The sequence below is a fragment of the Thermostichus sp. MS-CIW-26 genome (genome assembly GCF_054059115.1).
The window spans coordinates 55,024-77,530 of record NZ_JBSSBV010000005.1 but is presented as its reverse complement, the minus strand read 5'-3'; the positions used below and the strand labels follow the sequence as shown (position 1 = coordinate 77,530).

Below are 22,507 nucleotides of genomic sequence, written 5' to 3'. Positions count from 1 at the left end.
CAGAGACCTGCGGGTCTATGAAGCAACTGGGACAGAGGAAGGGACAAAAACCTCACTGTTAAGGGGATGGGGCACTAGAAACCCCATCTGCCTATACGGTGGGGTAGTTCATGGTGACCCTATTTCTAGGATCCGATGCCCATAAGGGATCCCAGCCCTACCGCCAGAAGAGCGGCCAGGGTTGTTTGAATACTGTTTACAACTTCGTTGGTCATCCAGGCCAAACGGGGTTGTAACACCACTCCCATCCAGCTTTCCGCCAGGGTGGCCAGGATCCCGGCCAGCCAGCAGATGCCCAACCAAAATGGGCTTTCCCCCACCCACTCCCCGCCAATCCCCCAGGCCAACCCGGCCATCCCTGCCGCTGCCGCCACCCCCGCCAGGGATCCCTCTCGGCTGATGGCTCCTTCTGTGCCCGCCGGCACGGACTGGAAGGTGGTGATCAAAAAGGTCTTGCGGCCATAGGCTTTCCCCACCTCGCTGCTGACGGTATCGGCCAATTTCGCTGCAAAGCTGGCGCTGTATCCCAACCACCACAGGGGATGCGGGAAGAAAGCGTATCCTAGCGCACATACTGCCCCGGTTAAAGCGGATCCCCAGACGTTCTCCGGCCCTCGCGCCCCCTCTCGCTTTTCGGCGATCCCCTGCGCCTGCTTGCGCCGGATCCCCAGTTTGGTTACGGCTGTTCCCACTAAAAAATAGGCAGCTACCACCGCGTAGCCCCGCCCCCCCAGCCCCCCCCACACCAGCAGGCCCAGCAGGCCCGCGTGGATGACCCCTGCTCGCGTCAAAGCCTTCTGAGGGCTCAGCAGACCCAGCACCACCAGAGCCAGGTTGAGCCAGAGTGCCACCCCCCACTGACTCAGAAGCCACGCTTGCCACATATACCCTTAAACTTTAGCCACAGCAATTTGGCCAGATAATTCTCAGCACAAGCACCAATATAGCAATTCGTGTTAAATCGTAAAAAAATCTTTTATCGACTAAATGCCTCTCCCTGTAAACGTGCCGGTCAAATCTCCCACCACCCTCCTATTCCTCTTAGAAGGAATCAGCACCCGGCCTTCCCTTGTCTATCCTCTCCCTGAATTCCTGAGAATCTTATCCCCTATCACCTTCGTATGCTCTTCTTGCCAACTCTCTGGTAATGCCTCTGCTTGGGTAATATCCTGCTTTGCCCTGCTGTGATTCTAAACACTAACGGCTTCCCCAAACCATCCACACTCACATGGATCTGAGTGCTGTATCCACCTCGACTCCTCCCCAAAGCTTGCTCCCCTTTTTTTGCGGCTGCCCAGGGGTGAGCACGAACGACAGTTGAGTCAAGGATAAGATGCTCTAAGTCAGGGTCTTTCCCAAACTCCCAAGCAACTCCAGCGATGGAATCTCTGGTGTACCATTTTCCATATCTTTTTGGGAGGTAGCGCCACGGGGATCCAGAGCGAGCTATTACAGCAGGCCTTGGATAAACTGTTTGCATCCTGCCTCTTTGCCGATGTGGATCTGGATTCTGTTTTCAGGAAAGCTATAATTTTTTGCTATTTTATTTGCTGTGATCTGCAGCAAGATAACTCATCAGACCTTACCCAAAAACTGTCCTTATCATAACTAAATGCAAAAAACCTAACGACTACACCTTTTGCCGTTCAACTGGGATCTTCAGCCAACGGCTTAGTTCCGAGGCCAACCACTCCAGCTCTGGCTCCTGCAAAGGGATCCCCGCTCCCAACTCGTATTTGCGGTTGCCCGCCCAGATGTTCAACTGTGGGCTTTGGCGTGGGATCAGCTCTAGCCGGTCAATATCCCATCGCCGACTGGGGGGAACATTGCCAAACCTCAGGCCAAACACCTCGTGAGCCAGGCGAATGTATTTTGTGTCGATCCGCAGGTGGACTTTGCCGAATAGACCGTAGAGGATCACGCCCACCATCCCCAACCCCACCGTCCAGAAGGGCAGGATGAATAGGCCAAACACCAGATTGGCCGGAAAAGGCGCAAACCCAACCGATATGATCGTGAAAAAGGTGATGAAGGAGTTCCAAGCGATGGCGAAAGGCAGCAACACCAAAACACCGATTTGCCGGGCCGGGATCACCACCTGAAAGGTCTGTTCAGACTTGTGCAGTTGAATCCGGCTGCCTGCTGGCTGTCGAGTAGGGACTGCTGCTGCGTCTGAGGGAATCAAGGCGGGACGACGATCCAAATGCTCCAGCGCCTCCAGGGCCTGCCGGGCGGAAGTAGGGCGATCCGCCACCACAGGTTCCGTCATCCACCGCAGCCAGTCGCGAAAGGGCGGGATCAGGTGCACCGCTTGCTCGAACACAATCCGGGCTCCCTCCTGGGGCAGATCCGCCGGGTGTTGGCCGGTGAGCAGGTGAATCAGGGTGGCACCCAGGCTGTAGAGGTCGGAAGCGGGCACGGTTCTGCCGCCAAATTGCTCCAGGGGCATGTAGCCGTAGCTTCCCACCACAGTGTAGGATCCCTGCTCCCGGGGGGCAGCCGCCTGAACCGAACCAAAGTCCACCAGATACACCTGCTGGTCGGATCCCAAGAGAATGTTGCTGGGCTTGAGATCCCGGTGGATGACCGGCGGATGGAGTTCGTGGAGGTAGATGAGGATGCGTAGCAGCTTCTGCGCCAAGTCGCGCACCTCCGGCTCAGCAAAACGCCGCCCTTGCTCCATCCACTCCTGCAGCGAGGGGGCGTCGATGTAGGTTTGCACCAGGGCTAGGCCCCGTCCTCCCTCTAGGCTGATCTCGAAGTGGTCGCGGTATTCAGGAATGGCCGGATGGGAGAGGGTCTGCAGGATCTGGGCTTCCCGCTCGAACAGCTTCAGGTCGGCCCAATCGAAGTCTGGCCCGAAGAGCAGCAGCTTGATCACCACCTGTTCCGAGGTGAGCAAATCCTGAGCCAGGTAGGTGTGTCTGCCGCTGCGCTTGCTCAATCGCCGCTCTGGTCGATAGCGCTGGTGCCAAATTGGACGCTCTGGAGTCATACCCCCTCCTCAGGTCTGCCCCTGCTGGTTGCTTCAGCTTTAGCTTATCCTTGTCCCTTTCGGATCCCTGCCGCCGCGCCCCTCAAAAACCGACTAGAGTGAGTGAAGAGATGTAAAGTAAGCTCTCAGGTTGTATGGCCTCGCACCTGAAGATTCAAAAAATCCTCTATGTGCGGCTGCCCTGCAACCCCATTTTTCCCATTGGGGTGGTTTATTTGGCCGATCATGTCCACAAGCTGTTCCCCCAAGTTGAGCAGCGCATCTTCGATATGGGCACCTTCCCGCCCTTGGATTTTCGCCGCCGCATGCTGGAGCAAATCGATCAGTTTCAGCCGGATTTGCTGGTTTTCTCTTGGCGAGATATTCAAGTCTATGCGCCGGTGAACGGGCGGGCCGGCAACCTGTTGCAACACTCTTTTGAGTTTTTCTACGCCCGCAACCCCCTGAAAAAATTGCGGGGATCCCTGAATAGCCTCAGGCTGGTGCTGGCCTACTATGGCGAGATTTGGCGCAACACCCGGCTGGTCTGGCAGGGGATCCGCAGAGCCAGGCGCTACAAACCTCACGCTGAAGCGGTGTTGGGGGGTGGGGCAGTCAGCGTCTTCTACGAACAATTGGGCCGCTATCTGCCCAAAGGCACCATCATCTCGGTAGGGGAGGGGGAAACCCTGCTGGAAAAAGTCATCCAAGGGCAAAGCCTAGCCACAGAGCGCTGCTATCGGGCCAAGCTGGAGCAACCTCGCCCAGGTTTGATCCACGAGCCGCCCCAACCTCTGCAAAAAACCGCCTGTGATTACACCTACATCACCGCCATTTGGCCGGAAATTGACTACTACCTAGAAGGGGGCGATTTTTACATTGGGGTACAAACCAAACGCGGCTGCCCCCACAACTGCTGCTACTGCATCTACACCGTCATCGAAGGCAAGCAGGTGCGCCTCAACCCTGTGGATGAGGTGATCCGAGAAATGATGCAGTTGTACGAGCGAGGAGTGCGAAACTTTTGGTTTACTGACGCCCAGTTTATCCCTGCCCGCCGCTACATTGAGGATGCGGAGGAATTGCTGCAGAAAATCCTTGATGCCGGCATGACCGATATCCGCTGGGCTGCCTATATTCGGGCCGACAACCTCACCCCAAAGCTGGCCGAGCTCATGGTGAAAACTGGCATGAGCTACTTCGAGATCGGCATCACCAGCGGATCCCAGGAGCTGGTGCGCAAAATGCGCATGGGCTATAACCTGCGCACGGTACTGGAGAGTTGCCGCTACCTCAAACAGGCAGGATTTAACGACCTGGTTTCGGTCAATTACTCCTTTAATGTTATCGACGAGCGACCGGAAACCATTCGGCAAACAGTACGGTACCATCGCGAGCTGGAAGCCATCTTTGGTCGCGACAAAGTTGAGCCGGCCATCTTCTTCATCGGCCTGCAACCCCACACCCACCTGGAAGATTTTGCCCGCAAAATCGGTGTTATCGACGACCGCTTTAACCCCATGCACATGACTCCTTGGACGGCGCGCAAACTGCTCTGGAACCCAGAACCCCTGGGATCCTTTTTTGGGGAAGTGTGTCTGGAAGCCTGGGATCGCAACCCCCATGATTTTGGCCGCGAGGTGATGGATATCCTGGAGCGTCGTCTTGGCCTGGCAGAGTTGGAAGAAGCCCTGAGCGCGCCTCTAACAGGGGTTTACGTGTCTTAGCTCTTGGGCCAGCAGCCTCGCTGAACCGGGCAGGATATGCTGGTCCGAAAGGAGGGATCCCTGTTGGGGTAAGGTGGCTGGCCTTCGAAGGCAGCCGGTTCTCCCTCTGTTCTGCAACCAACTGCTCCCATGCCTACTCTGCCTGCTTCCCCCACCTACTACCAACAGCTGGGGCTTTCTCCCCAAGCCAGCCTGGAGGAGATCAAAGCTGCCTACCGCCAGCGGGCACGCGAACTGCACCCGGATCGGTTGCCTGCCGATATCCCCGCAGGGTTGCGGCAGTTGGCCCAGCGGGAGTTCCTCCAGCTACAACACGCCTACCGAGTTCTCAGCGATAGCCAGCAGCGTCGGGCTTACGATCTCAGCCTCATGTCCAAACCCTTGCCTCCTCATGCGCCGGTGCAGGTGGTGCTTGAGCCGACTGCGACCTCTGTCAGTTGGCTCGCCCTCTTGAGTGCTGGACTGATAGGGGCTGCTCTGTGTTTGGCGGGCTTGGCCCTTTGGAATGCCCTCAACCCGGCCCAAGACTTGGACGCAGCCGGCAGAGTGGCCCTCCAGGCTCCTGCCAACCCGGATCCCTCTCCCTCGCCCAGGCCAGACTCCGGATGGGATGGGGATCTGCCCGCAACCTCTTCAGAGACGATGACCTCGGCCCCGGCTAGTCTTTCTGAAGCCACCTCTCCACCTTCTTCTGAGCAGATTGACCGCTTTGCCCGCACCCTCCTGGCGGTGCAACCTCTTCTGGAGAGCACCCAAAATCGCCTCCAACAGGCCAACAGCAGCGAGGAACGTCGGCAAATCGAACAACAGTTTGAGGCTGCTGCTGCCGAGATCATCGTCGCCCATCAACTGACCCCAGAGGACTATCAGCGCATCTCCGCCAGCGCCCAATTGGATCCGCAGGTGGCAGCCGCCATCACCGCAGCTGTGCGCCGTTGGAGGTCTCCGTCGCGCTAGCGGGACAGGGCCCTTGCGGCCAGCCGTGGAGAAAACACCTCGTAGATGACGGTCAAAGGCTGGCCCCTGTGCAACAAAAGATAATGCCTAGCCCAGAAGGGACCGGGACACTGCAGCAGCCGGGCAACCGGGTCTGCCTCGCCGTGGTAAAGGCCGCGCAGCTCGCGAAAGGTCTCCAGTTTTTCTTGGATCAGATTTTGGCCAATGGGCCGATCGGGATGGGGCAAGTATTGAACCAGATGTTCGGAGTTCCACCAAGAGGTGGCATAGAGCAAGGGCTGTTGAGAGGTTACTCCGCACAGCCAAACCCGCCGCCGCATCAAAGGGGATCCCAGCCGCCCCAAATCTCTGGCCAGCTGTTGCATGGACTTGGGGGCAGTGCCCTGCTCTGCCTGTAAATCAACCCGGCCCGTGTCCAGCAGATGAGCCTGAATCGGCTCTTGGATCAAGGCAGCAAGATTACGGGTGGTAAAGCCATCCCCCAAAAGCAGCAAGCGCAGCACGGGATCCACCTGCACCAGCTCAGGCTGTACCGGGTCTGGCTCCCCCTGCCAATGCAGCTGTAGAGGCCACCAATCGCCTTGGCCAGAGGAGACATTGCCCAAAGAGCCATCTGCAGAACGGAGAGCAGCGCTCCAAGGGGATCCGGCAGCGTCGGCATGGCAGGTGAGGGGAGAAGGGGAAAGTTCCAAGGCAGCGGTTCAGTTGTTAAGTTCTGTATCGCCCCTAGTCTAACCCACCCACCGTCTCTGCTCCGAGGACTTTCGTGACATACTCCGGCACTCATGCTGATGCACAGAGGGCGGGGCTTCCCGGCGGTCTAGCTAACTCGTGCCTGGCTGAACGAGCAGTCGTACCACCCAGGGGACGACCACGACGACACTGATCAGGCGTGCCAAGTGCATGACCACCACTGTGCTGGTTTGGGCTCCCATGTCCAGGGCTATCAGGCTCATGTCGGAAATGCCTCCTGGAGCTGTGCCCAAGATGGCGGTTAAGCGCTCGATCCCCAGCCAACGGGAGATCAGGTACCCCGACAAGACCCCCGTGCCCACCGCAATCACTGTACAGAGCAGGGCTGGTCGCCACAGATCTTTCAGGGCCAGAAGCGTATCGGCAGTGAGCTTAGTACCCAAAAGAATGCCCAACACCACCTGCATGGCAAAACGGATCCCAGCTGGGGGAGCGGGAATTGGGATCGCTCCCCAGACATTCACCAAACCCACCGCCACCATGGAGCCCACCAGTGCTCCCGCCGGAAGCCTCAGCTTGACCCCGATCAGGGCGCCAGCCAGCCCGATCAACACCGTCCAGAGATAGCTCATCATTTGGGCTTGGCTTTGAGAAAAGAGGAACGCCGTGAGTCCGGGCTTGGCCCAACCCCTCTACGGCACTGGGCACAGACGCCGTAGAAGTCAAGCACATGGTACTCGATCGCAAATTGGTATCGGCTGGAAAGCTGTGCCTCCAAATCTTCCACCGGACAATCGGGCAAAGGCACCACCCGCCGACATTCGGTGCAGATCAGGTGGTGGCGGTTGTGGCCATTGCTGGGCAGAACCTGGTAGTAGGTCTGCTGGTCTCCCAAGTTGACCGCTTGCAGCTTGCCCTCATTGCGCAGAGCATCCAAAACTCGATAAACCGTGGCCAGACCGACGGTGTGGTTGGCATTGCGCAACTCCAGAAAGATCTCTTGCGCCGAAAGGGGCTGCGACTGCTGCTCTAGCACCTCCAGAATCAATTTCTGGTTGCGGGTCTGGCGGGAAGAAGACATGATCCCTTCGTGTAGGTCGTTCTTGGGGGTCAACGCTCAGCGTCTGCCTCAGCTTTCATGCGCTCTAGGGTCTGGTGCATCTGGTCAAACATTTGGGTCAGGGAGAGCCCAAACCCCCCAAGCTGAGTTTGCAGTTGTTTGATGGTCATTTGAGCCATAAAGTCGTCGGAGAGTTCCAGCCGCTTCATGAAAATGCGCTGGCGCTCCAGCAACTCCTCCATCTGTTCGATGAAGATTTTTTTGCCTTCCCGGTCGAATTGGCCGTACCGTTGACCAAGCTGCATCAGGTTTTGGAAATCCTGAAACAGTTGCTTGGCTTCCTCTTGGACGATCTCAGAGTCGAAGAAGCTCATGGCCTTCCGTTTGCCCTGAATAAACTGCATTGGGTATACCCATCCTATCCGAATCCGATTGCCTCAGCAGGAGGCAACCCCTCCTGCGAGTACGGGATCCCGCCCTTCTGGCTCAGGATAGACTCTGGCTTGTTTGCCTCGGTGTCCGGTATGCTTCCGTTTCCTTGCGTTAAGGCTTACACTCAGCCGGCTGTGGCCCGGCGGTGGTGCGAACGGGTGCAGGGATCCCGACCTCTGTTTCTGGCCTGCTTGGGGTTTACCGAAACGGCTCTTGTTCCGGGCATTTCGGCTGCCGGCGCTACCCCCTCCTTGCGTCGCTACACAGCTCTTGCCGATGGGGAAGTGTTGCTGGCGGGCCATTCTCACCGCTTGCCCACCTCTCCGGATGGCTATCCTTCCCCAGTGGTGATCAGCTGCGCCATCCTGAGGGAGTTGGGGATCCCGTGCCGAGTGTTCGATTGTGGCTTGCCGGAACCTTTGCCGGGGGCAGAAACGGTGAGCTCTGGGGGGGTAGCCCGCTGCTTGAGCACAGGACAGGCTCTGTCTGTGGAGCAGGTGGGATCCCTTTGGCAAGAAGGGTACGACCGCGGATCCCGGCTGGAGCAAGGCTACTGTGTGATTGGGGAGTGTGTGGCAGGGGGCACCACCACGGCGCTGGCGGTGTTGTTGGGACTGGGGTGGGCAGCAGAGGGCATGGTAAACAGCAGCCACCCGGTCTGCAACCACGCCCAAAAGCTGGCCTTGGCCCGGCAGGGATTGGCCCGTCTGCCGGTGGGAGCTTCTGCTGCCGAGGTGGTGGCCGCAGTGGGGGATCCCATGCAGCCCTTTGTGGCCGGGTTGGCGATGGGCGCAGCGCAGCGGGGAGCGGTGCTGCTGGCAGGGGGAACCCAAATGTTGGCGGTGCTGGCCTTGATGCAGCGCTGGGGGGAAGAGCAGGGGATCCCTTGGCCCCCAGAGAACGTGGTTGTGGGAACCACCCGCTGGGTGGCAGAGGATCCCTCGGGCAATACGGTGGCCTTGGCAGAGTTGTTGGGGGTTGCTCCCCTTTTGGCCACCCAACTGAGCTTTGCCAATAGCCGCTATTTGCCTCTACAGGCTTACGAGCGGGGCTATGTCAAGGAAGGGGTGGGGGCGGGTGGGCTGGCCATTGCCAGCAGCCTTTACGCCGGTTGGGGCCAAGCGGAGCTGCTGGCAGCAGTTGAGCGCAGCTACGAACGCCTGGTGCTTCAGGCCGGCTCCAAGGGGGCCATGGTCAACCCCTCCCGCAGCAATTGCTGATGGTAGAGCTCCGCCTGTTCTTGAGGGCCGACCCAAACAACTGCTTGCCCTTCGGCATCCACCTGCACGGTCAGTTGCCGCGCTAGGGGCAAAGTCATGCCGGGGATGTATTTCAGCAGACATTCCGTAACGTGCTGAAAGGTATTGAAATCGTCATCCAAGACGATCACCTTGAAGTGGGGGTAGGGCTGGCGAACCTGGGTTCTCGAGGGCGAGAACTGCTGAGCAGGTCGAGTTGGAGCTTCCGTAGTCATAGCAGAAGAGATCGACACAACTACCGAGTAACTTGGGTCTCTCAGGGGTGAGAAACCGGTCGCTTCTGATGATCTATCTCTATCTAGTTTCTAGTCTAATTGGCATCTTGTTGGCAGCTTGTGTCTGTATTCGGATCCCTTGTCGGTCGTTGGCGTCAGCGATAGAGCATGGTTCCTCTAAAGCTCTTCCCGCAGCGGGCGGCGGGGCTTTTGCCCGCCGAAGTGGCGCTCGAAATACAGGGCAGTGGCCCGGCGTAGAATCCCGGCTTGGGCAAGGGCCTGACACAGGGATCCCCCTGGCGGCAGGTGCTTCTGGATCTGTTCGATTTGGGTGGCACTGACCAATCCAGAAGCCTTGAGGTAGTCGGCCACGTGGCGTCCCCCTGCCAGTTGAACAGAGTAGCCCCCTTCGCTGAAAAATTTGACGGTCTCCGGCTTGAGGCCGCTGTGGTGGGCCAGCACATCCGTGAAGGTGCCCCCTTCCTTTTCCCAAGCGTGAATGACGGTTTCGATGCCGGCATTGTCGATTAGGCCAGCCGCCCGCAATTGGGTCAACACCCGCTGTACCCAGGGGGTAGCTCGCTGCAAGGCTTCCAAGTCCTCTTCCCCCAAATATTGCTGCGGGGGCAATTCGCTTTCTGGGGCACTCAGCTCGGCTGCCCAGTCGGCTACGGTCAGGGTCTTGAGATCCTCTGCCTCTGGCCGGGCTTTCTCCGAAGCTGGGGTCGGTGCAGCTGCAGGTGGGGAAGTTCGTCGGGCTTCGGCTAGCGCTGCAGCTAGGGCACGGTTTTCCACTTGAGCCGCTTGCAGTTGGGCCTGGAGCTGGCTCACTTGGGCTTGGGCTTCCTGCAAGCGATCTTGAGTTTCTCGCAGTTGGGCTTGGGTTTCTTGGAGCTGCACCTGCAAGCGGTGGGTGGCCTCGGCAGCTTCTTGGCGAACGTGGGCTAGGTCGGCAGTTAAGCGCTGTTTCGTGGACTGGGCCAGTTGGAGTTGATGTTGGTGCTCCTGCAGCGATTGGTTCAGGGCGGCCACTTGGGCTTCCATTTGCTGCAGAGTATGACGCAGGTGGGTTTGCTCTTGGAGCTGCTGTGCCTGATCCTGCTGTATCTTCTGCTGCTCCTGCAGTTGGGATCCCAGCTCTTGCAGCTTGTGTTTGGCTTGAGATTGCCATTCTGTCAGCTCGTGGCAGCGGCGACGTAGGATTTCCAGCTCTGCTTGGGCGGCTTGCAGTTGCGCGGATCCCTGAGCTTGCTGAGCTTGGAGTTGCTCCTCCAGTTCCCGAATGCGCTGCTGGGCAGCCTTTTGTTGTTCAGTGCCCTGCTGGATTTGGGCTTCCAATTGGGCAATGCGCTGCTGCTGCTCCTGCTGGCGGGCTTGATAGTCGGCGACCTGCCGCAGCGATTGTTCGACCAGGAGCTGTTGCTGCTGCCGCTGTTGCTCCAGTTGCGCTTCTAAGGTGGCAATTTGCTCTTGGTAGCGCTCCAGCTGGGCTTTGTATTGCTGGGTAACTCTGTAGGTCTCTTGGGCTACCTGTAGAGGGGAGACATAAAGAGGGGGCTGATCGGGAATGGTGGACCACTGCTCCACCATCACCTCCCAACTGTTGGCAGCTCCTTTCTGGCGCCGCAGCCGCTGCTGCTTGTCCAAGGCCCATTCCAACCAGTGGGGTTGTACCCAGCCCTGCTGCACCAAGATCTCCCCCAGCTTGCGCTCCGGGTGCTGCCGCTGCTGAATCAGGGCCTGATGGATGTGCTCCAGCTCCAGATACCCATGCAGCATCAAGATCTCGCCGATGCGCACCAATTCGACCGGAATCAATGGGTAGAGATCTCGGGGGGCAACCCAGCCGTGCTGCATACACAGCTCCCCCAACATCAAGGGGTTGTCGGCCTTTTCCCACATGGCCTGAGCCAGTTGGGCGGGGGTGAGCAGTCCTGCTCGGTTGAGGGCTTCTCCCAAGCGGATCTCAAACTTTTCCTGCTCGATGGCGGTTGGGGTGGGGCTGGTCGGCGGATTCATTGGGCCTCTCGGACGGGAAGAGTAAGCTCTGCTACAACTATCGTAGTGGAAAATCCTTAGAGAAGTAGCATGCTGCAACCGAAACGCATTTTGTCAAGCCGAGGATCCACGGATTTTGCCGGAAGGTCGCTTTTTAAGTCCTAAGAGGGGCGCTGTTCTTGGCTTTGGGCAAACTGTTGCAGCCGCCGCAGCATCAGCAATTGTCCCAAGCCCAAGGGCAGGAGAGAGACGGCCTCTACCCGCAACTGCACCCAGCCGTTCCCCCACAGCCAGTCACAGTAGCCATCGGCTCCTCCCCACATCAGCAGGCGCAGCCGTTCCGGCAGCAGGGTTTCCACCTGGTGCATGATCGAGAGGGGGCCCCATTGGGCCGCAAAGGTGCTGCCCGGCTCCAGCCTTTCGGGAAGGGATCCCTGCAGTTGCTGGGGCCAGATCCACTGCTGCAGCAACCCCACTTCTGTCAGACAGCGCTGCATCGTCGATGCACTGGCCTCGACTTCAACCCGGATGGTGGATGATTGAAATGTTCCTAACATATCCGTTCCGCATGGGCGAGCTGGTGACCGGCACAACAGTCTGTGCCACGGTTCTCCCGGCGATGCCTGACTCTATTCTGGTCAATTTGTAGGGTTTGCCCACCCTTTCTCAGCAATCTTGTCTTTGAATCGTCCCCATTTGGTAGCTATCTTTGCCCAGAGCTTGGATGGAAAGATCGCAGCCCATCGAGCGCAGAGGCCCTCCTTCAGCAGCCCTGAGGACTATCGGCATTTGGAAACCCAAGCTGCTCAGCAACAGGCTTTGATCATGGGGGCAGCCACTCTGCGGGCCTACGGCACCAGTCTGCGTATTCGGGATCCCGAGTTGATCCAACGCAGAACTGCTCAGGGCCTCTCTCCCCAGCCCCTGACGATCATCTGCTCTGGCAGCGGAGATATTCCTGAGGATTTGCCGTTTTTTCGCCAGCCCCTCACCCGTTGGCTGTGGACAACTCCCAAGGGATCCCAAATTTGGCAGAACCGAACCGGCTTTGAGGATATCTGGGTGGCTGCCGATTGGGATCTGCCGGCACGGCTGGCCCGCCTGCGCAGCTTGGGCATTGAACGGGTGGGGTTGTTGGGCGGGGGGCGGCTTTTGGGGGCATTTCTGCAGGCAGGAGCCTTGGATGAGCTGTGGGTTACCCTCGCTCCGGTGCTGCTGAGTGGATATGCCGATGCGCCTGCCAGCATTGAGGGTTGGCAAGTGCAGGGATCCCTGCCCCAGTTGGAGCTGCTGGAATGCCGCCGCGGTTCCAAGGAGCTGTTTTTGCGCTACGGAGTTGAGTGGCCCTGAGAAATGCTCTATACAAACACAAAAATTTTTGGACAAATTCAGATTTCCCGGAAATCCACAGGTTTTCCCCAGGCTTTCCACAGGCGGGCGGGCTGTTTTCCACAGGGCCTTTCCCTCAGGGGGCGGCATCGGGGGTTTCTGTGGAAAAGTTGAGGTCGGTAAGGTTCAGGCGACTACACCCTGAGAAACGTAACGGGATCGCGCCATTTTTTCCCATCCCATCAAGGCCAATGGCAGGCTTTTGTCCGGTTGGATCCCTGACTTGGGATTGACATCCCCCATAGGGCAGAGGGCAGAATAGCCCCACCTGAGGGCGAGTGGTGTGGAGATTTTCCCGAGCGCTCTCCTTAGAAAGAAAAGACTTCATCTGTTCTACGGCCCACGACAGGCTTAGGAACAGTTGTGCATGCCCTCCCTCCCATCCGCCGGGATAGGGGCAAGCTATGAACCTATATTGCTTGCTTTTCTGCTTGCGAGCCTGCTGAGGCTCTTGGCCTATCTAGGTTGGGTTTTGATGTTGCGGGCTCGCTCTGTTCGGGCTGCCCAAGTTCTGGCTGTGGCCGCAGGTTTTGCGGGATGCCGTTTTCTCCCCTCTTGACCCCGAGTGAGTGGTTGGACTATGAGTTCTCACAGCGTTAGCATTTTGAGTGAAATTCCCGAGGAGCTGCATGACACCCTCCAAAACTACCTCTCCCGCCATCCCGACTGGGATCAGGATCGGGTGGTGACGGCAGCGCTCTCGTTATTCCTGCTCCAAAGCGGGGAGAGCGACCGGCGGGCGGCACGCATCTACTTGGACAGCCTGTTTCGCCGCAACTGAGCCCCAAGGATGGCCCGTGAAAACCGGGGCAGTGGGAACCTTTTGTTAGCCTGGGTAGGGATCCTGTCCCACCGCTGTCATTTGGACACTGGGGGGAGGGCGCTAAGAAGTGAAAGGGATCTCAAAAGAGGCAAAGACGTGCCACGGGGCTTTGGGCGAGGGAAAGACAATCGGCAAGCGGCTAAGTCACAGAATCCAGAGCGGGGATCCGAGATCCCATCCCCAGAGGCGGCTCTGGCGTTGGTTCAACGCTACCGACAGGCGGGGGATCTGAAAGCTGCTCTGCACCTCTGCCGGCAGCTTACCCGCACCCAGCCGCGTTTGTTCGCTGCTCAGGCGTTGCTGGGATCCCTTTATCTGCAGATGGGGGATCCCCGCCAAGCTTTGACCCCCTTGCAACTGGCTCTGCACCTGCGGGGGGATTGGGTGCCGGCCTGGCAGGATCTGGGCGATGCCTGGATGCAGCTTGGCAACCCAGAGGAAGCGGCGCGAGCCTACGAACAGGGCCTGGCCTTTGCCCCCGGTGATGGGCAATTGCTTTTCCGATTGGGCAGTTGTTGGCTCACCCTGGGGAAATTGGCCCAGGCAATTGAGGTGTTGCAACAGGCAGCAGCAGCCCAGCCTCCCCAGGTTTATGCTCTGGCAGCTTTGGGGAATGCCCTGATGCTCGATGGCCAAGCTGAGGAAGCGGAAGGCTGGTTTCGCCAAGCTCTCGCCCTCGCACCCCAGGAGGGGCGAATTCTCGTTAACCTCGGCCACTGCCTGCACCTGCAAGATCGCTTGGAGGAGGCCGCCGATTGTCTGCAACGGGCCATCTTGCTGCTGCCGAGGGACGCCCAGCCCCACAACAACCTGGGCACCATCTTGCAGGAACAAAACCGGTTGGAAGCGGCCATTGAAGCCTATCGGCACAGCTTGCAGTTGGCCCCCCACTGGCCGGAGATCCACTACAACCTGGGCACGGCTTTGCTGACCCTGGGCCGCTACGAGGAGGGGTGGCGAGAATACGAATGGCGGCTGCAGCGACAAGGGGCGACCTACCCGCGCTTTCTTTCGCCTCTGTGGACGGGATCCCCTCTGGGCCGCCAGACCCTGCTGATCTACGCCGAACAAGGGTTGGGGGACACGCTTCAGTTTGTGCGCTACCTGCCGCTGCTGGCCGAGGCCCATCCCCAAGCGCAAATCTGCCTCCGCTGTCAGGGATCCCTTGTCGAGCTGTTCAGAGGGTGCTTCCCCCTTCCCCAGGTGCAGGTGATCTCGGAAACGGATCCCTTGCCCTCTTTCGATTGCCATCTGCCTTTGCTCAGCTTGCCGCAGCGGTTGGGCACCACTCTGGAGACGATCCCGGCCCGCATCCCCTATCTTGTCTATCCCGTTCATGCCGGCGGGCCGCAGATCCCTTTGAGCCTCTCCTGGCGGGAAGACTGGCCAGAGCTTTCCCAGGAGCGGATGAAAGTGGGGCTGGTGTGGGCCAGCGGCCGGCGTGCCCACCCTGATCTCAACCGCGTGCAAAGGCTGAAAAGTTGTCCTCTGGATCTGCTGCTCCAGCACTTGCATGTGCCTTCCATCCAGTGGGTTAGCCTGCAGGTGGGGGAAGATCTAAGGCCGCTGGGATCCCTATTGGAGCAGCACCAAGTGTTGGAGCTGGGATCCCGTTTCCGCAGTTTTGTCGATACAGCCGCAGCCGTTGCCCAGTTGGATCTGGTGATCAGCGTTGATACAGCCGTTGCTCATTTGGCCGGGGCGATGGGCAAGCCGGTATGGGTGCTGCTGCCCTTTGCCGCCGATTGGCGCTGGCTCCTCCATCGAGAAGATAGCCCCTGGTACCCTGGGGTGATGCGCTTGTTTCGACAAAACACACCGGGAGACTGGGTTGGCGTGCTGAGGCGAGTCCAGGTTGCCCTCGAAGAGAAGTTGCAAGGGATCCCTTCTCAAGACCGTGCCTGTTCCTCCCCCTGAACGATGCGCTGAAATAGATAGCCGGTGCCTCGGGCCGTCAGGATCAGCTCTGGGTTGCTGGGGTCATCTTCCAGCTTGGCCCGCAGCCGCGAGATGTGGACATCCACCACCCGCGTATCCACATGGCGCTCCGGGGTATAGCCCCACACCTCTTGCAAAATCTCGGAGCGGGAAAAAGGCTCCCCCGACCGACTGACCAACAACTCCAGCAGACTAAACTCCATCCCCGTCAGGCGAATGCGCTCGTCCCGTTTGTAGACCTGCCGCTTGTTGGTATCGATGCGAATATCCCCCACTTGAATCACCCCGGAACTGGGGATCCCATCGTGGGCCGACCGCGCCACCCGGCGCAACACCGACCGAATGCGAGCTTCCAGCTCCTTGGGCGAAAAGGGCTTGACCACATAGTCGTCTGCCCCCAGCTCCAGCCCCGTGATACGGTCGGCTACATCTCCCAGCGCCGTCAGCATGATGATGGGGATGTCCGATTCTTTGCGCAGCTCCTGGCAAACCCCATAGCCATCCAGCTTCGGCATCATCACATCCAGCACCACCAGGTCGGGATCCTGCTTGTGGAAAACCTCCAGCGCCTCCTCGCCGTCCGAAGCTGTGACCACATCGTATCCGATCATGGACAGACGGGTTTCCAAGATGCGTCGAATGCTGGCCTCATCATCGACCACCAGAATCCGTTCCTTACGCTGTGCTTCCACGGTGCTGCAACTCCTGAACTTCTAACGGTACTCGGTAAAAGAGAAATCTGAAAAAGAACTAAGGTGGGCGCTATCTTGAGTTGGGAGGATGCAGGAACCTCAGGGGCTGCTCCTCAGTTGGGCAGACTCACCGAGTGAAATTGAACACTCACAAGCAATCATCTGCAATTAACCAAAGCCGCACCCCAGGGATGCAGCTCCGGGAAACAAGCACAAAACAGAAGGCCCTCTCGGCAGTGGATTCAATCTTGTTAAAAGCTCCAACTTCAATCCCACCTGATGATGCTGTCCAGTACCTGGTGCAAGGCACTCCTCCCCCCAAACCATTGCTCAAACCTGAGAGGCCTTCGTAAGAAGTTACTTTCCATAACCTAATTTATCATCCAAAATCGGCTGCCAACCCGCCTCGATGCTCTATTTTGCGGCTATTGGGCCGGACTTGATACATACCTTCACAACTTTTTCAGACCGATGCCCATTTTTCGGGATGTCCCTCAGGAAAAGCTGGGGATCCCTGGCCGTTTGCGGTGGGAACAGCGTAGCAACTGGCCAATAGCTCGGCGGAACGGATTTCTCGATCTGTATGATGCTCCAAAACACGCCGCAACAGACGTTCTGCCTCCAGCCAAGCAGCCAAAGGCAGCGAATCCTCAGGCAGAGGCAATGTCGAGTTGGGCAGGGATCCCAAGGCACGCAAGGCAGAGGCTGAGACCCAGGCAATCGGGCTGGGCCGCTGGGCCACCCGGCAGGGATCACAGATCAAGCCACCCCATTGGGGGCTGAAAAAAACGCTGCCGACCAACCCCCCTTGACAGAAGTAGCAGGCTTGTACCTGAGGGGCAAACCCTGCCAACGCCAGGAGGTGATACAACCCATGGGTGAGCAAGGGCAGAACGGCCTGTTCCGAAGCAGCCCGCTCGATGCGTTCCAAGTGTTCGACCAACACCACAAACAGCTCTTCCTGGGCTTGATCGGGCAAGGCCAACAGCAAGGCCACCTCCGCCAAATACTGCGCTGCTGTGAGATGGGCTAAGCTGCGGCTGAGACGAGGAAAAGTCTGGAGGGTTTCCGCTTGGACAATGCGCTGTAAACGCTGGGAGGTATCTGCTTGGGCAGACCAGCGCCCCCGCACCATCAGCAAATCGTTGATGACAAAAGGCTCCATCCGCCCGCCCAGCTTGGAAGGCTGCTTACGGGATCCCTTGGCCACCGCCCGGATCAACCCTTGCTCGCGAGTCAAGATGGTAACAATCCGATCCGACTCTCCCAGGGGGATCCCTTTGAGGTTGATGCCCGTAACCCGGTAGGTGCGGCCACTCATGGGGTTCCTCTGGCTCGCAGCTCTTGCATCAGCTCCAGCCCCCAAGAGGTGCCGATACGGCTGGCCCCCGCCTGGATCATGGCCTCTGCTTGAGCCACTGTGCGAATGCCGCCCGACGCTTTCACCCCCACTTTACCGCGGCTGAGTTGCCACAACAGTTGCACATCTGCCGGCGTCGCCCCCCCCATCCAGCCAGTGGAGGTCATCAGAAAAGCCGCCCCCGCATCGATACAAATCTCCCCGGCCAGCTTTTTCTCCTCCTCGGTCAGCAGAGCCGTTTCCAAAATGGCCTTGATGCAGACCCCCGTTTCTTCCACCAGTTGGGCAATCTCGGCATGGAGGCGATCCAGCTCTCCCGCCTTGAGCCAAGCCAAGTTGATGCGGACATCCAGCTCCCGGCACCCCTGCTCCACCGCCAGTTGGGCCTCGTAGAGCTTAGCCTCTGCAGTGGTTGTGCCCAGGGGAAACCCCACCACCGTGCTCACCTTGACCGGGGATCCATGCAGCCGCTCCACCACCCGCGGCACGTAGCAAGGAGGAACACAAAAAGTGGGGAAGCCATAGCGCAAGGCAATCTCACACCCCTCGTCAATCTGTTCTGGAGTAACCATCGGCAACAGCAGAGTATGGTCGATGTACTCCGCCAAATTGAGCGAGCTATCCGCTATGCCCTTGCGCTCCAGAGAGAGCATTGGTCGATCCCCCAGCACCCATCTTTACTCTAGCTTCAGCTAGAAATCGCAGGAGCCCCGCACTGTACCCGTAGGGTCAGTGCCGGGAGGAATGCGAGGTTACAATAGAACTATGACCCAAGTCCTGACCGTATCCTGCAAGCTCAAGGTGTCCCAGTCGCAAGCCGCCAAATTGGACGCGACTTTGGAGGCTTTTGGCCAAGCCTTGAACTGGGTCAACCAAAACACACCCGAGAAAGTCGCCAACGCCGTTAAGCTCCAGTCTCTGTGCTACCGCGAAATCCGTGCCCAGTTCGGCTTGTCCAGTAACTTGGCTCAACAGATATGCAGACGGGTAGCGTCTGCTCGCAAGGTGGCACAACAGAAAAACCGCCCCGTCAAAGCGTTCAAGGGTGGCTTCGCTACCTACGACGCTCGTATCTTTTCGTTCCGCGAGAAAGACTGGTCGGTGTCGCTGACCACGGTGGAGGGTCGGGAGCGCTTTGAGCTGGCGATTGGCCGCTACCAGAGAGAACGGCTGGCGGGCTCCAATCCCAAATCTGCCACTCTGGTCAAGCGTAAAGACGGCTCCTACTCTATTCAGATCTGTGTGGAAACGGAGCCATCCCCACCGCAACGCACGGGTAGAGTGCTGGGGGTGGACTTGGGAAGGACAGATATTGCCCATACGTCAGAGGGGGACAACTGGAATGGACAGCAGTTGAACCGAGTCCGAGACCACTACTCTCGATTGAGGGCGGCACTCCAACGCAAAGCCAGTAAGGGCACACGCAGTTCGCGGCGCAGATGCCGTCAACTGCTGCAACGGCTGTCTGGCAAGGAGAGACGCTTTCAGTCGCGTCAGCGTTGCGTAGCAAAAACGTGGGTCAATCATCGCATCTCCAAAGCTATTGTCTCTAGGGCAAAAGCTACCAACAGCGCTCTTGCTCTGGAAGACTTGACAGGGATTCGGGAAAGGGTCAATCAACAACCCCGCAGCAAAACCGAAAGGCGCAGGGCCAACAGTTGGGCGTTCTACCAACTACGCCAGTTTCTGGAATACAAGGCGAGGGCTGCAGGGGTTTCTCTGATTCTTGTTCCGCCTGCCTATACGTCGCAGACCTGCCACCGGTGTTTGCACATCCATCCCGACCCTGCGCAATCCTATCGCAGTGGTAAGTCGTTCAAGTGTGGGCACTGTGGATGGGAAGGAGATGCGGACTTGAATGGTGCAAACGTAATTGCGCTCTTGGGGGCTGCCGTAAACCAGCCTAGAGGTCCGGGCTTGTTTTGTTCTCTGGTAGAGCAGAGCAGGCTCAGGGCTACTGAAAGCCCGCTCCGTACCGCTTAGCGGTCGGAGTCGGGTAGTTTACGCACAAATGCGGGGCAAAGGTGCAGGCGCCGAGGTCACCTGCAGCAATCGGGGGATGCGGCTGCTGTCGTAGATGCGAAATTCTTTTTCCAAGATGGCTTTTTCGTCGCGCACCGCCTGGTTCAACACAATGGATCCCTCTGGATCGGAGACGGAACGGTGAAAAGTGCCGGGAGGAATGCGCAAAATGCCTCGGTTCGCTTCCAGGCGCACAATATGGAAGGGATCCCTCCAGCTAAAATTCACCAGGTAAAACGTCCGTCCGCCCCATAGAGCCAGTAGGTTGTCCTCTTGGTGTGGATGCATATAAAACTGCCAATAGCCCTGAGGATTATTGGGGGGACTGATGGCCGGCCCATCGTGGTAAACCAAATCGCGGGCGTTGGATCGCGCAACCGTGATGTCAAAAAAACGCACGCCGGGAGTATCTCGAAATTGATGGAATGGCAGCAGGGCAAACATGGATCTCGACATAGGGACACTTGACCAACGACAGGAAGATAAAGAGGTTTTCACACTGTTTCGCGTTATTTCGCAGTGTGAAGGGGAAGCTATGTCGTAGTTTAGTCAGGTGCGGCGGAGGGTTCAAACCTGAGATAGCATCACATCTATGCGCAGATCGAATAGATGGGATCCATGAACATCTCACAACTGCAAACCCTGGTGGCTGTGGTGGAGCGGGGGAATTTCAGCGATGCCGCCCTGCAATTGCACATTTCCCAGTCGGCGGTGAGCCGGGCCATTGCCAGCCTAGAGGAAGAATTGGGGGTGACCCTGTTGGTGCGCGGTCGCTTTGGGGCGCGCCTAACCCCGGTGGGGGAGCGACTGCTGCGCCATGTTCGCAAAATGCTGCAACTGCGGGAACAAATGGATTATGAGGCCAACCTGGAAAAAGGGTTGCGGGGGGGAAATGTGCGGGTTGCCGCTTTTCGCAGTGCTGCAACCCATTTGCTGCCACCGGTGATCGCCCGCTTCCGCCAACAATTTCCCCAGATTACCCTCACCCTCACAGAAGAAGATCCGGCCACTGTTGAACATCTGTTGCGATCGGGCCAGGTGGATATTGGCCTGTTGCCCCTGCCGCGGGCTGCTGAGGATCTACAGACGTGGGAGATTGCCCGCGATGAGTTCATTGTGTTGGTTCCGCTGAGTTTTGGGCCCCTGCCGGAAACCTTGACCTGGGAGGATCTTTCCCGTTTTTCCTACATTCTCTACAACTACGCCGAATGTACCACGGCGGTGCGGAACCACTGGGAAGCCGCTCACCAAACCCTCAAGGTGGCCTACTTGGTGAAGGAAGACTCCACCATTGTGAACATGGTGGCACAGGGTCTGGGGGCTGCCATCTTGCCCCGCTTGGCCGCCATTCCCATTCCCGAAGGGATCCAGATCCGGCGGCTGCCGATCCCACTGGAGCGGGTGATCGGGGCTGCCGTTCTGGCCTCTGCGCTGCATCCGCCTGCAGTATTTGCCTTCCTGGAAGCCTTGCGGGGAAACCCATCCCAGTTGCCAAGTTAACATTGCATCGGGAGTACAAGGCAGCTTTGTTGACACCACGCTCATCCATCCAGTGACGCAAGCATTGGTTGCGGACAAACTGGGCAGGGCCTCATCCAAGGCTTGGTATGGCGCTGGAGCGGCGTTGAGGAGTTTGGCTTCCCTGACCAGCATGGGTTTATTTCATTGCAGGTCTATATCATTGCAGGTCTATAGTCATTTCAAACTAGATTGAGACACCCCCGCTGCTGCCCAAACGTTCCACGCCGCTTCCACAATCACCTTTAGATCCTGTCCCAGAGGGAGAAAGGAGCTAGGAAGCAATGCAACGGAAATGTTTCATTCCTGTTTAAAATGACAACAACAGGGCAAAAACTGTCCTGGAAGGACGGGGCTTTAGACCCAGTTTTTGGGTAACGCAGTGAAAATCGGCGGCCAATGTACGTTGGGGCAAGGCCAGCAGATCCTCCCCCGCCAATTTTTGAAAAGACTTGCCCACCCCAGTTACCTTGCCCTTCAAGTGCGATCACTACCCTATCTCCAATCGCGCCGAGGAGATAGAGTTCTCCAGCCGTTGAAAGGGGTGGCGGGAATTACAACGGTTTTTTGCCCAAACCACTTTCTATTGCCCAGCGGGCCAGTTCTGTGCGGTTGTGCAGGCCGGTTTTGCCCAGCATGTTGCTGACGTGGCTTTCAACGGTGCGCTGGCTCACCCCAAGAACTTCGGCAATCTCGCGGTTGGACAGGCCCCTGGCCACGTACTGGATCACCTTGGTTTCCGTTGGCGTAAGTTCAATTTCCCGATCCAGTTTTATGACGGGTTGAACGCCCGCGCCCTGCATTTGTAACAGGCGCTCAGTATGTTTGAGAGAAGATTCCACCTGCGCCACCAATTCTTCCGGCTCAAAGGGCTTGACCATGTAAACATCTGCCCCTGTGGTCAGGCCGCGCACCCGGTCTGCCGTCTGCCCACGCGCCGACAGAAAAATCACGGGGATCCAGTCCGTAGCACTGTTGGAGCGAATGGTTTCCACAAAGGTGTAGCCATCCATCTCCGGCATCATCACATCGCAGATGATCAGGTCTGGAGTGAAATGGCGCATCGCTTCCAACCCCTCCAGACCGTTGCTCGCCGCCACCACTTCGTAGCCGCGAAACTCCAAGTAGTCCTTTGCCAGAAGGATCAAGTTCGGATCGTCGTCGATGAGCAACAGTCGCTTCGGGTTGTCCACAGCTCACCTTTTGAGTGCTAAAAAGTTGAGTGCTAAGAAGCTCTAGGGAAAAAACACAACCCCTCCTGCTTTGAGGATCTTCACCGCAGGAAAACAATCCGTAAGTGCCCGATTCTTGTTCGCTAGATCAGGCAGCAGTCCGTGATAACTGTGCCTTACCCCTAGAGCCTAGGATATCACACATGGAAGTGGAAGTACATACTTGGGAAACGTTGGCAACAGTATCTCTACGCAGTTTAGGGACTCCAGTTGGTAAC

The 22,507-nt window shown here is 58.1% G+C and carries 22 protein-coding genes and 1 pseudogene; 8 read left to right on the top strand and 15 right to left on the bottom strand.

Annotation, left to right across the window (positions count from 1 at the left end):
* Positions 1 to 125: 125 nt before the first annotated feature.
* The 3 genes and pseudogenes from ACVWZU_RS03370 to ACVWZU_RS03360 form a co-directional block, all read right to left on the bottom strand.
* Positions 126 to 884 carry a TIGR00297 family protein gene (locus ACVWZU_RS03370; RefSeq protein ID WP_457385404.1) on the bottom strand — a complete coding sequence of 253 codons (759 nt, stop codon included), beginning with the start codon at positions 882 to 884 and terminating at the stop codon, positions 126 to 128.
* Between the two features lie 73 nt (positions 885 to 957).
* Positions 958 to 1,532, bottom strand: a pseudogene (locus tag ACVWZU_RS03365) (IS5 family transposase); the annotation flags it as partial.
* A gap of 98 nt (positions 1,533 to 1,630) precedes the next feature.
* Positions 1,631 to 2,995, bottom strand: a complete 1,365-nt coding sequence (locus ACVWZU_RS03360; RefSeq protein ID WP_457443368.1) for a serine/threonine protein kinase — start codon at positions 2,993 to 2,995, stop codon at positions 1,631 to 1,633.
* 134 nt (positions 2,996 to 3,129) lie between these two features.
* Between ACVWZU_RS03360 and ACVWZU_RS03355 the strand changes: the two genes are divergently transcribed.
* Together ACVWZU_RS03355 and ACVWZU_RS03350 are read left to right on the top strand one after the other, a co-directional pair.
* Positions 3,130 to 4,701 (top strand): photosystem II high light acclimation radical SAM protein, encoded by a 1,572-nt coding sequence (locus ACVWZU_RS03355; protein ID WP_457403768.1) that lies wholly within the window; start codon positions 3,130 to 3,132, stop codon positions 4,699 to 4,701.
* Between the two features lie 129 nt (positions 4,702 to 4,830).
* The gene (locus ACVWZU_RS03350) at positions 4,831 to 5,658 is read left to right on the top strand and encodes a DnaJ domain-containing protein (protein ID WP_011434132.1); all 828 of its coding nucleotides are present in this window, start codon (positions 4,831 to 4,833) and stop codon (positions 5,656 to 5,658) included.
* On the opposite strand, the gene ACVWZU_RS03345 is transcribed toward ACVWZU_RS03350, so the two are convergent.
* The 4 genes from ACVWZU_RS03345 to ACVWZU_RS03330 all read right to left on the bottom strand — a co-directional run bounded on the left by ACVWZU_RS03345 (position 5,655) and on the right by ACVWZU_RS03330 (position 7,785).
* On the bottom strand, positions 5,655 to 6,350 hold the full coding sequence (locus tag ACVWZU_RS03345) for a chorismate pyruvate-lyase family protein (protein WP_414330733.1): 696 nt from the start codon (positions 6,348 to 6,350) through the stop codon (positions 5,655 to 5,657). The two genes, ACVWZU_RS03350 and ACVWZU_RS03345, sit on opposite strands and share 4 nt — an antisense overlap.
* 132 nt (positions 6,351 to 6,482) lie before the next feature.
* On the bottom strand, positions 6,483 to 6,986 hold the full coding sequence (locus tag ACVWZU_RS03340) for an AbrB family transcriptional regulator (protein WP_414330730.1): 504 nt from the start codon (positions 6,984 to 6,986) through the stop codon (positions 6,483 to 6,485).
* Positions 6,983 to 7,432 carry a Fur family transcriptional regulator gene (locus tag ACVWZU_RS03335; RefSeq protein ID WP_414422382.1) on the bottom strand — a complete coding sequence of 150 codons (450 nt, stop codon included), beginning with the start codon at positions 7,430 to 7,432 and terminating at the stop codon, positions 6,983 to 6,985. Before ACVWZU_RS03335 ends, ACVWZU_RS03340 begins: the two co-directional genes overlap by 4 nt.
* Positions 7,433 to 7,461: 29 nt before the next feature.
* Positions 7,462 to 7,785, bottom strand: coding sequence for a DUF1825 family protein (locus tag ACVWZU_RS03330; RefSeq protein ID WP_011434128.1), 324 nt, complete (start codon positions 7,783 to 7,785; stop codon positions 7,462 to 7,464).
* A 150-nt stretch (positions 7,786 to 7,935) separates the two neighbouring features.
* Between ACVWZU_RS03330 and cobT the strand changes: the two genes are divergently transcribed.
* Positions 7,936 to 9,063: a nicotinate mononucleotide-dependent phosphoribosyltransferase CobT gene (gene cobT / locus ACVWZU_RS03325; RefSeq protein WP_457443365.1), complete on the top strand. Its 1,128-nt coding sequence runs from the start codon at positions 7,936 to 7,938 to the stop codon at positions 9,061 to 9,063.
* Here the strand turns inward: cobT and clpS are convergent.
* From clpS to ACVWZU_RS03310, 3 genes are all read right to left on the bottom strand, one after another.
* On the bottom strand, positions 9,012 to 9,317 hold the full coding sequence (gene clpS, locus ACVWZU_RS03320) for an ATP-dependent Clp protease adapter ClpS (RefSeq protein ID WP_011434126.1): 306 nt from the start codon (positions 9,315 to 9,317) through the stop codon (positions 9,012 to 9,014). The two genes, cobT and clpS, sit on opposite strands and share 52 nt — an antisense overlap.
* 177 nt (positions 9,318 to 9,494) lie before the next feature.
* Complete coding sequence (locus ACVWZU_RS03315; protein WP_457443363.1) at positions 9,495 to 11,336, bottom strand: hypothetical protein; 1,842 nt, start codon at positions 11,334 to 11,336, stop codon at positions 9,495 to 9,497.
* A gap of 140 nt (positions 11,337 to 11,476) precedes the next feature.
* Positions 11,477 to 11,872, bottom strand: coding sequence for a hypothetical protein (locus ACVWZU_RS03310; protein ID WP_457410853.1), 396 nt, complete (start codon positions 11,870 to 11,872; stop codon positions 11,477 to 11,479).
* A 124-nt stretch (positions 11,873 to 11,996) separates the two neighbouring features.
* Here ACVWZU_RS03310 and ACVWZU_RS03305 point away from each other — a divergent pair, with 124 nt between their 5' ends.
* The 3 genes from ACVWZU_RS03305 to ACVWZU_RS03295 all read left to right on the top strand — a co-directional run bounded on the left by ACVWZU_RS03305 (position 11,997) and on the right by ACVWZU_RS03295 (position 15,444).
* Positions 11,997 to 12,665: a RibD family protein gene (locus tag ACVWZU_RS03305; protein WP_414399463.1), complete on the top strand. Its 669-nt coding sequence runs from the start codon at positions 11,997 to 11,999 to the stop codon at positions 12,663 to 12,665.
* Positions 12,666 to 13,284: 619 nt separating this feature from the next.
* Positions 13,285 to 13,485 (top strand): DUF2811 domain-containing protein, encoded by a 201-nt coding sequence (locus ACVWZU_RS03300; protein ID WP_041436785.1) that lies wholly within the window; start codon positions 13,285 to 13,287, stop codon positions 13,483 to 13,485.
* Positions 13,486 to 13,623: 138 nt separating this feature from the next.
* A complete protein-coding gene (locus tag ACVWZU_RS03295; RefSeq protein WP_457443361.1) occupies positions 13,624 to 15,444 on the top strand; it encodes a tetratricopeptide repeat protein in 1,821 nt (606 codons plus the stop codon).
* Here ACVWZU_RS03295 and rpaB read toward each other — a convergent pair.
* The 3 genes from rpaB to deoC all read right to left on the bottom strand — a co-directional run bounded on the left by rpaB (position 15,417) and on the right by deoC (position 18,170).
* Positions 15,417 to 16,157: a response regulator transcription factor RpaB gene (gene rpaB, locus ACVWZU_RS03290; protein ID WP_011434119.1), complete on the bottom strand. Its 741-nt coding sequence runs from the start codon at positions 16,155 to 16,157 to the stop codon at positions 15,417 to 15,419. The two genes, ACVWZU_RS03295 and rpaB, sit on opposite strands and share 28 nt — an antisense overlap.
* Before the next feature lie 463 nt (positions 16,158 to 16,620).
* A complete protein-coding gene (gene recO / locus ACVWZU_RS03285) occupies positions 16,621 to 17,478 on the bottom strand; it encodes a DNA repair protein RecO (RefSeq protein ID WP_414343828.1) in 858 nt (285 codons plus the stop codon).
* On the bottom strand, positions 17,475 to 18,170 hold the full coding sequence (deoC, locus tag ACVWZU_RS03280; protein WP_457443358.1) for a deoxyribose-phosphate aldolase: 696 nt from the start codon (positions 18,168 to 18,170) through the stop codon (positions 17,475 to 17,477). Before deoC ends, recO begins: the two co-directional genes overlap by 4 nt.
* 112 nt (positions 18,171 to 18,282) lie before the next feature.
* Here deoC and ACVWZU_RS03275 point away from each other — a divergent pair, with 112 nt between their 5' ends.
* Complete coding sequence (locus ACVWZU_RS03275) at positions 18,283 to 19,500, top strand: RNA-guided endonuclease InsQ/TnpB family protein (RefSeq protein ID WP_457443356.1); 1,218 nt, start codon at positions 18,283 to 18,285, stop codon at positions 19,498 to 19,500.
* Between the two features lie 18 nt (positions 19,501 to 19,518).
* Here the strand turns inward: ACVWZU_RS03275 and ACVWZU_RS03270 are convergent, their stop codons facing one another.
* Positions 19,519 to 19,983, bottom strand: a complete 465-nt coding sequence (locus ACVWZU_RS03270) for a redox protein (RefSeq protein ID WP_414343843.1) — start codon at positions 19,981 to 19,983, stop codon at positions 19,519 to 19,521.
* Positions 19,984 to 20,157: 174 nt separating this feature from the next.
* Between ACVWZU_RS03270 and ACVWZU_RS03265 the strand changes: the two genes are divergently transcribed.
* Positions 20,158 to 21,039 carry a LysR family transcriptional regulator gene (locus tag ACVWZU_RS03265; RefSeq protein ID WP_414343826.1) on the top strand — a complete coding sequence of 294 codons (882 nt, stop codon included), beginning with the start codon at positions 20,158 to 20,160 and terminating at the stop codon, positions 21,037 to 21,039.
* A gap of 572 nt (positions 21,040 to 21,611) precedes the next feature.
* Here the strand turns inward: ACVWZU_RS03265 and ACVWZU_RS03260 are convergent.
* Positions 21,612 to 22,250: a response regulator transcription factor gene (locus ACVWZU_RS03260; protein WP_457387558.1), complete on the bottom strand. Its 639-nt coding sequence runs from the start codon at positions 22,248 to 22,250 to the stop codon at positions 21,612 to 21,614.
* Positions 22,251 to 22,507: the final 257 nt, after the last annotated feature.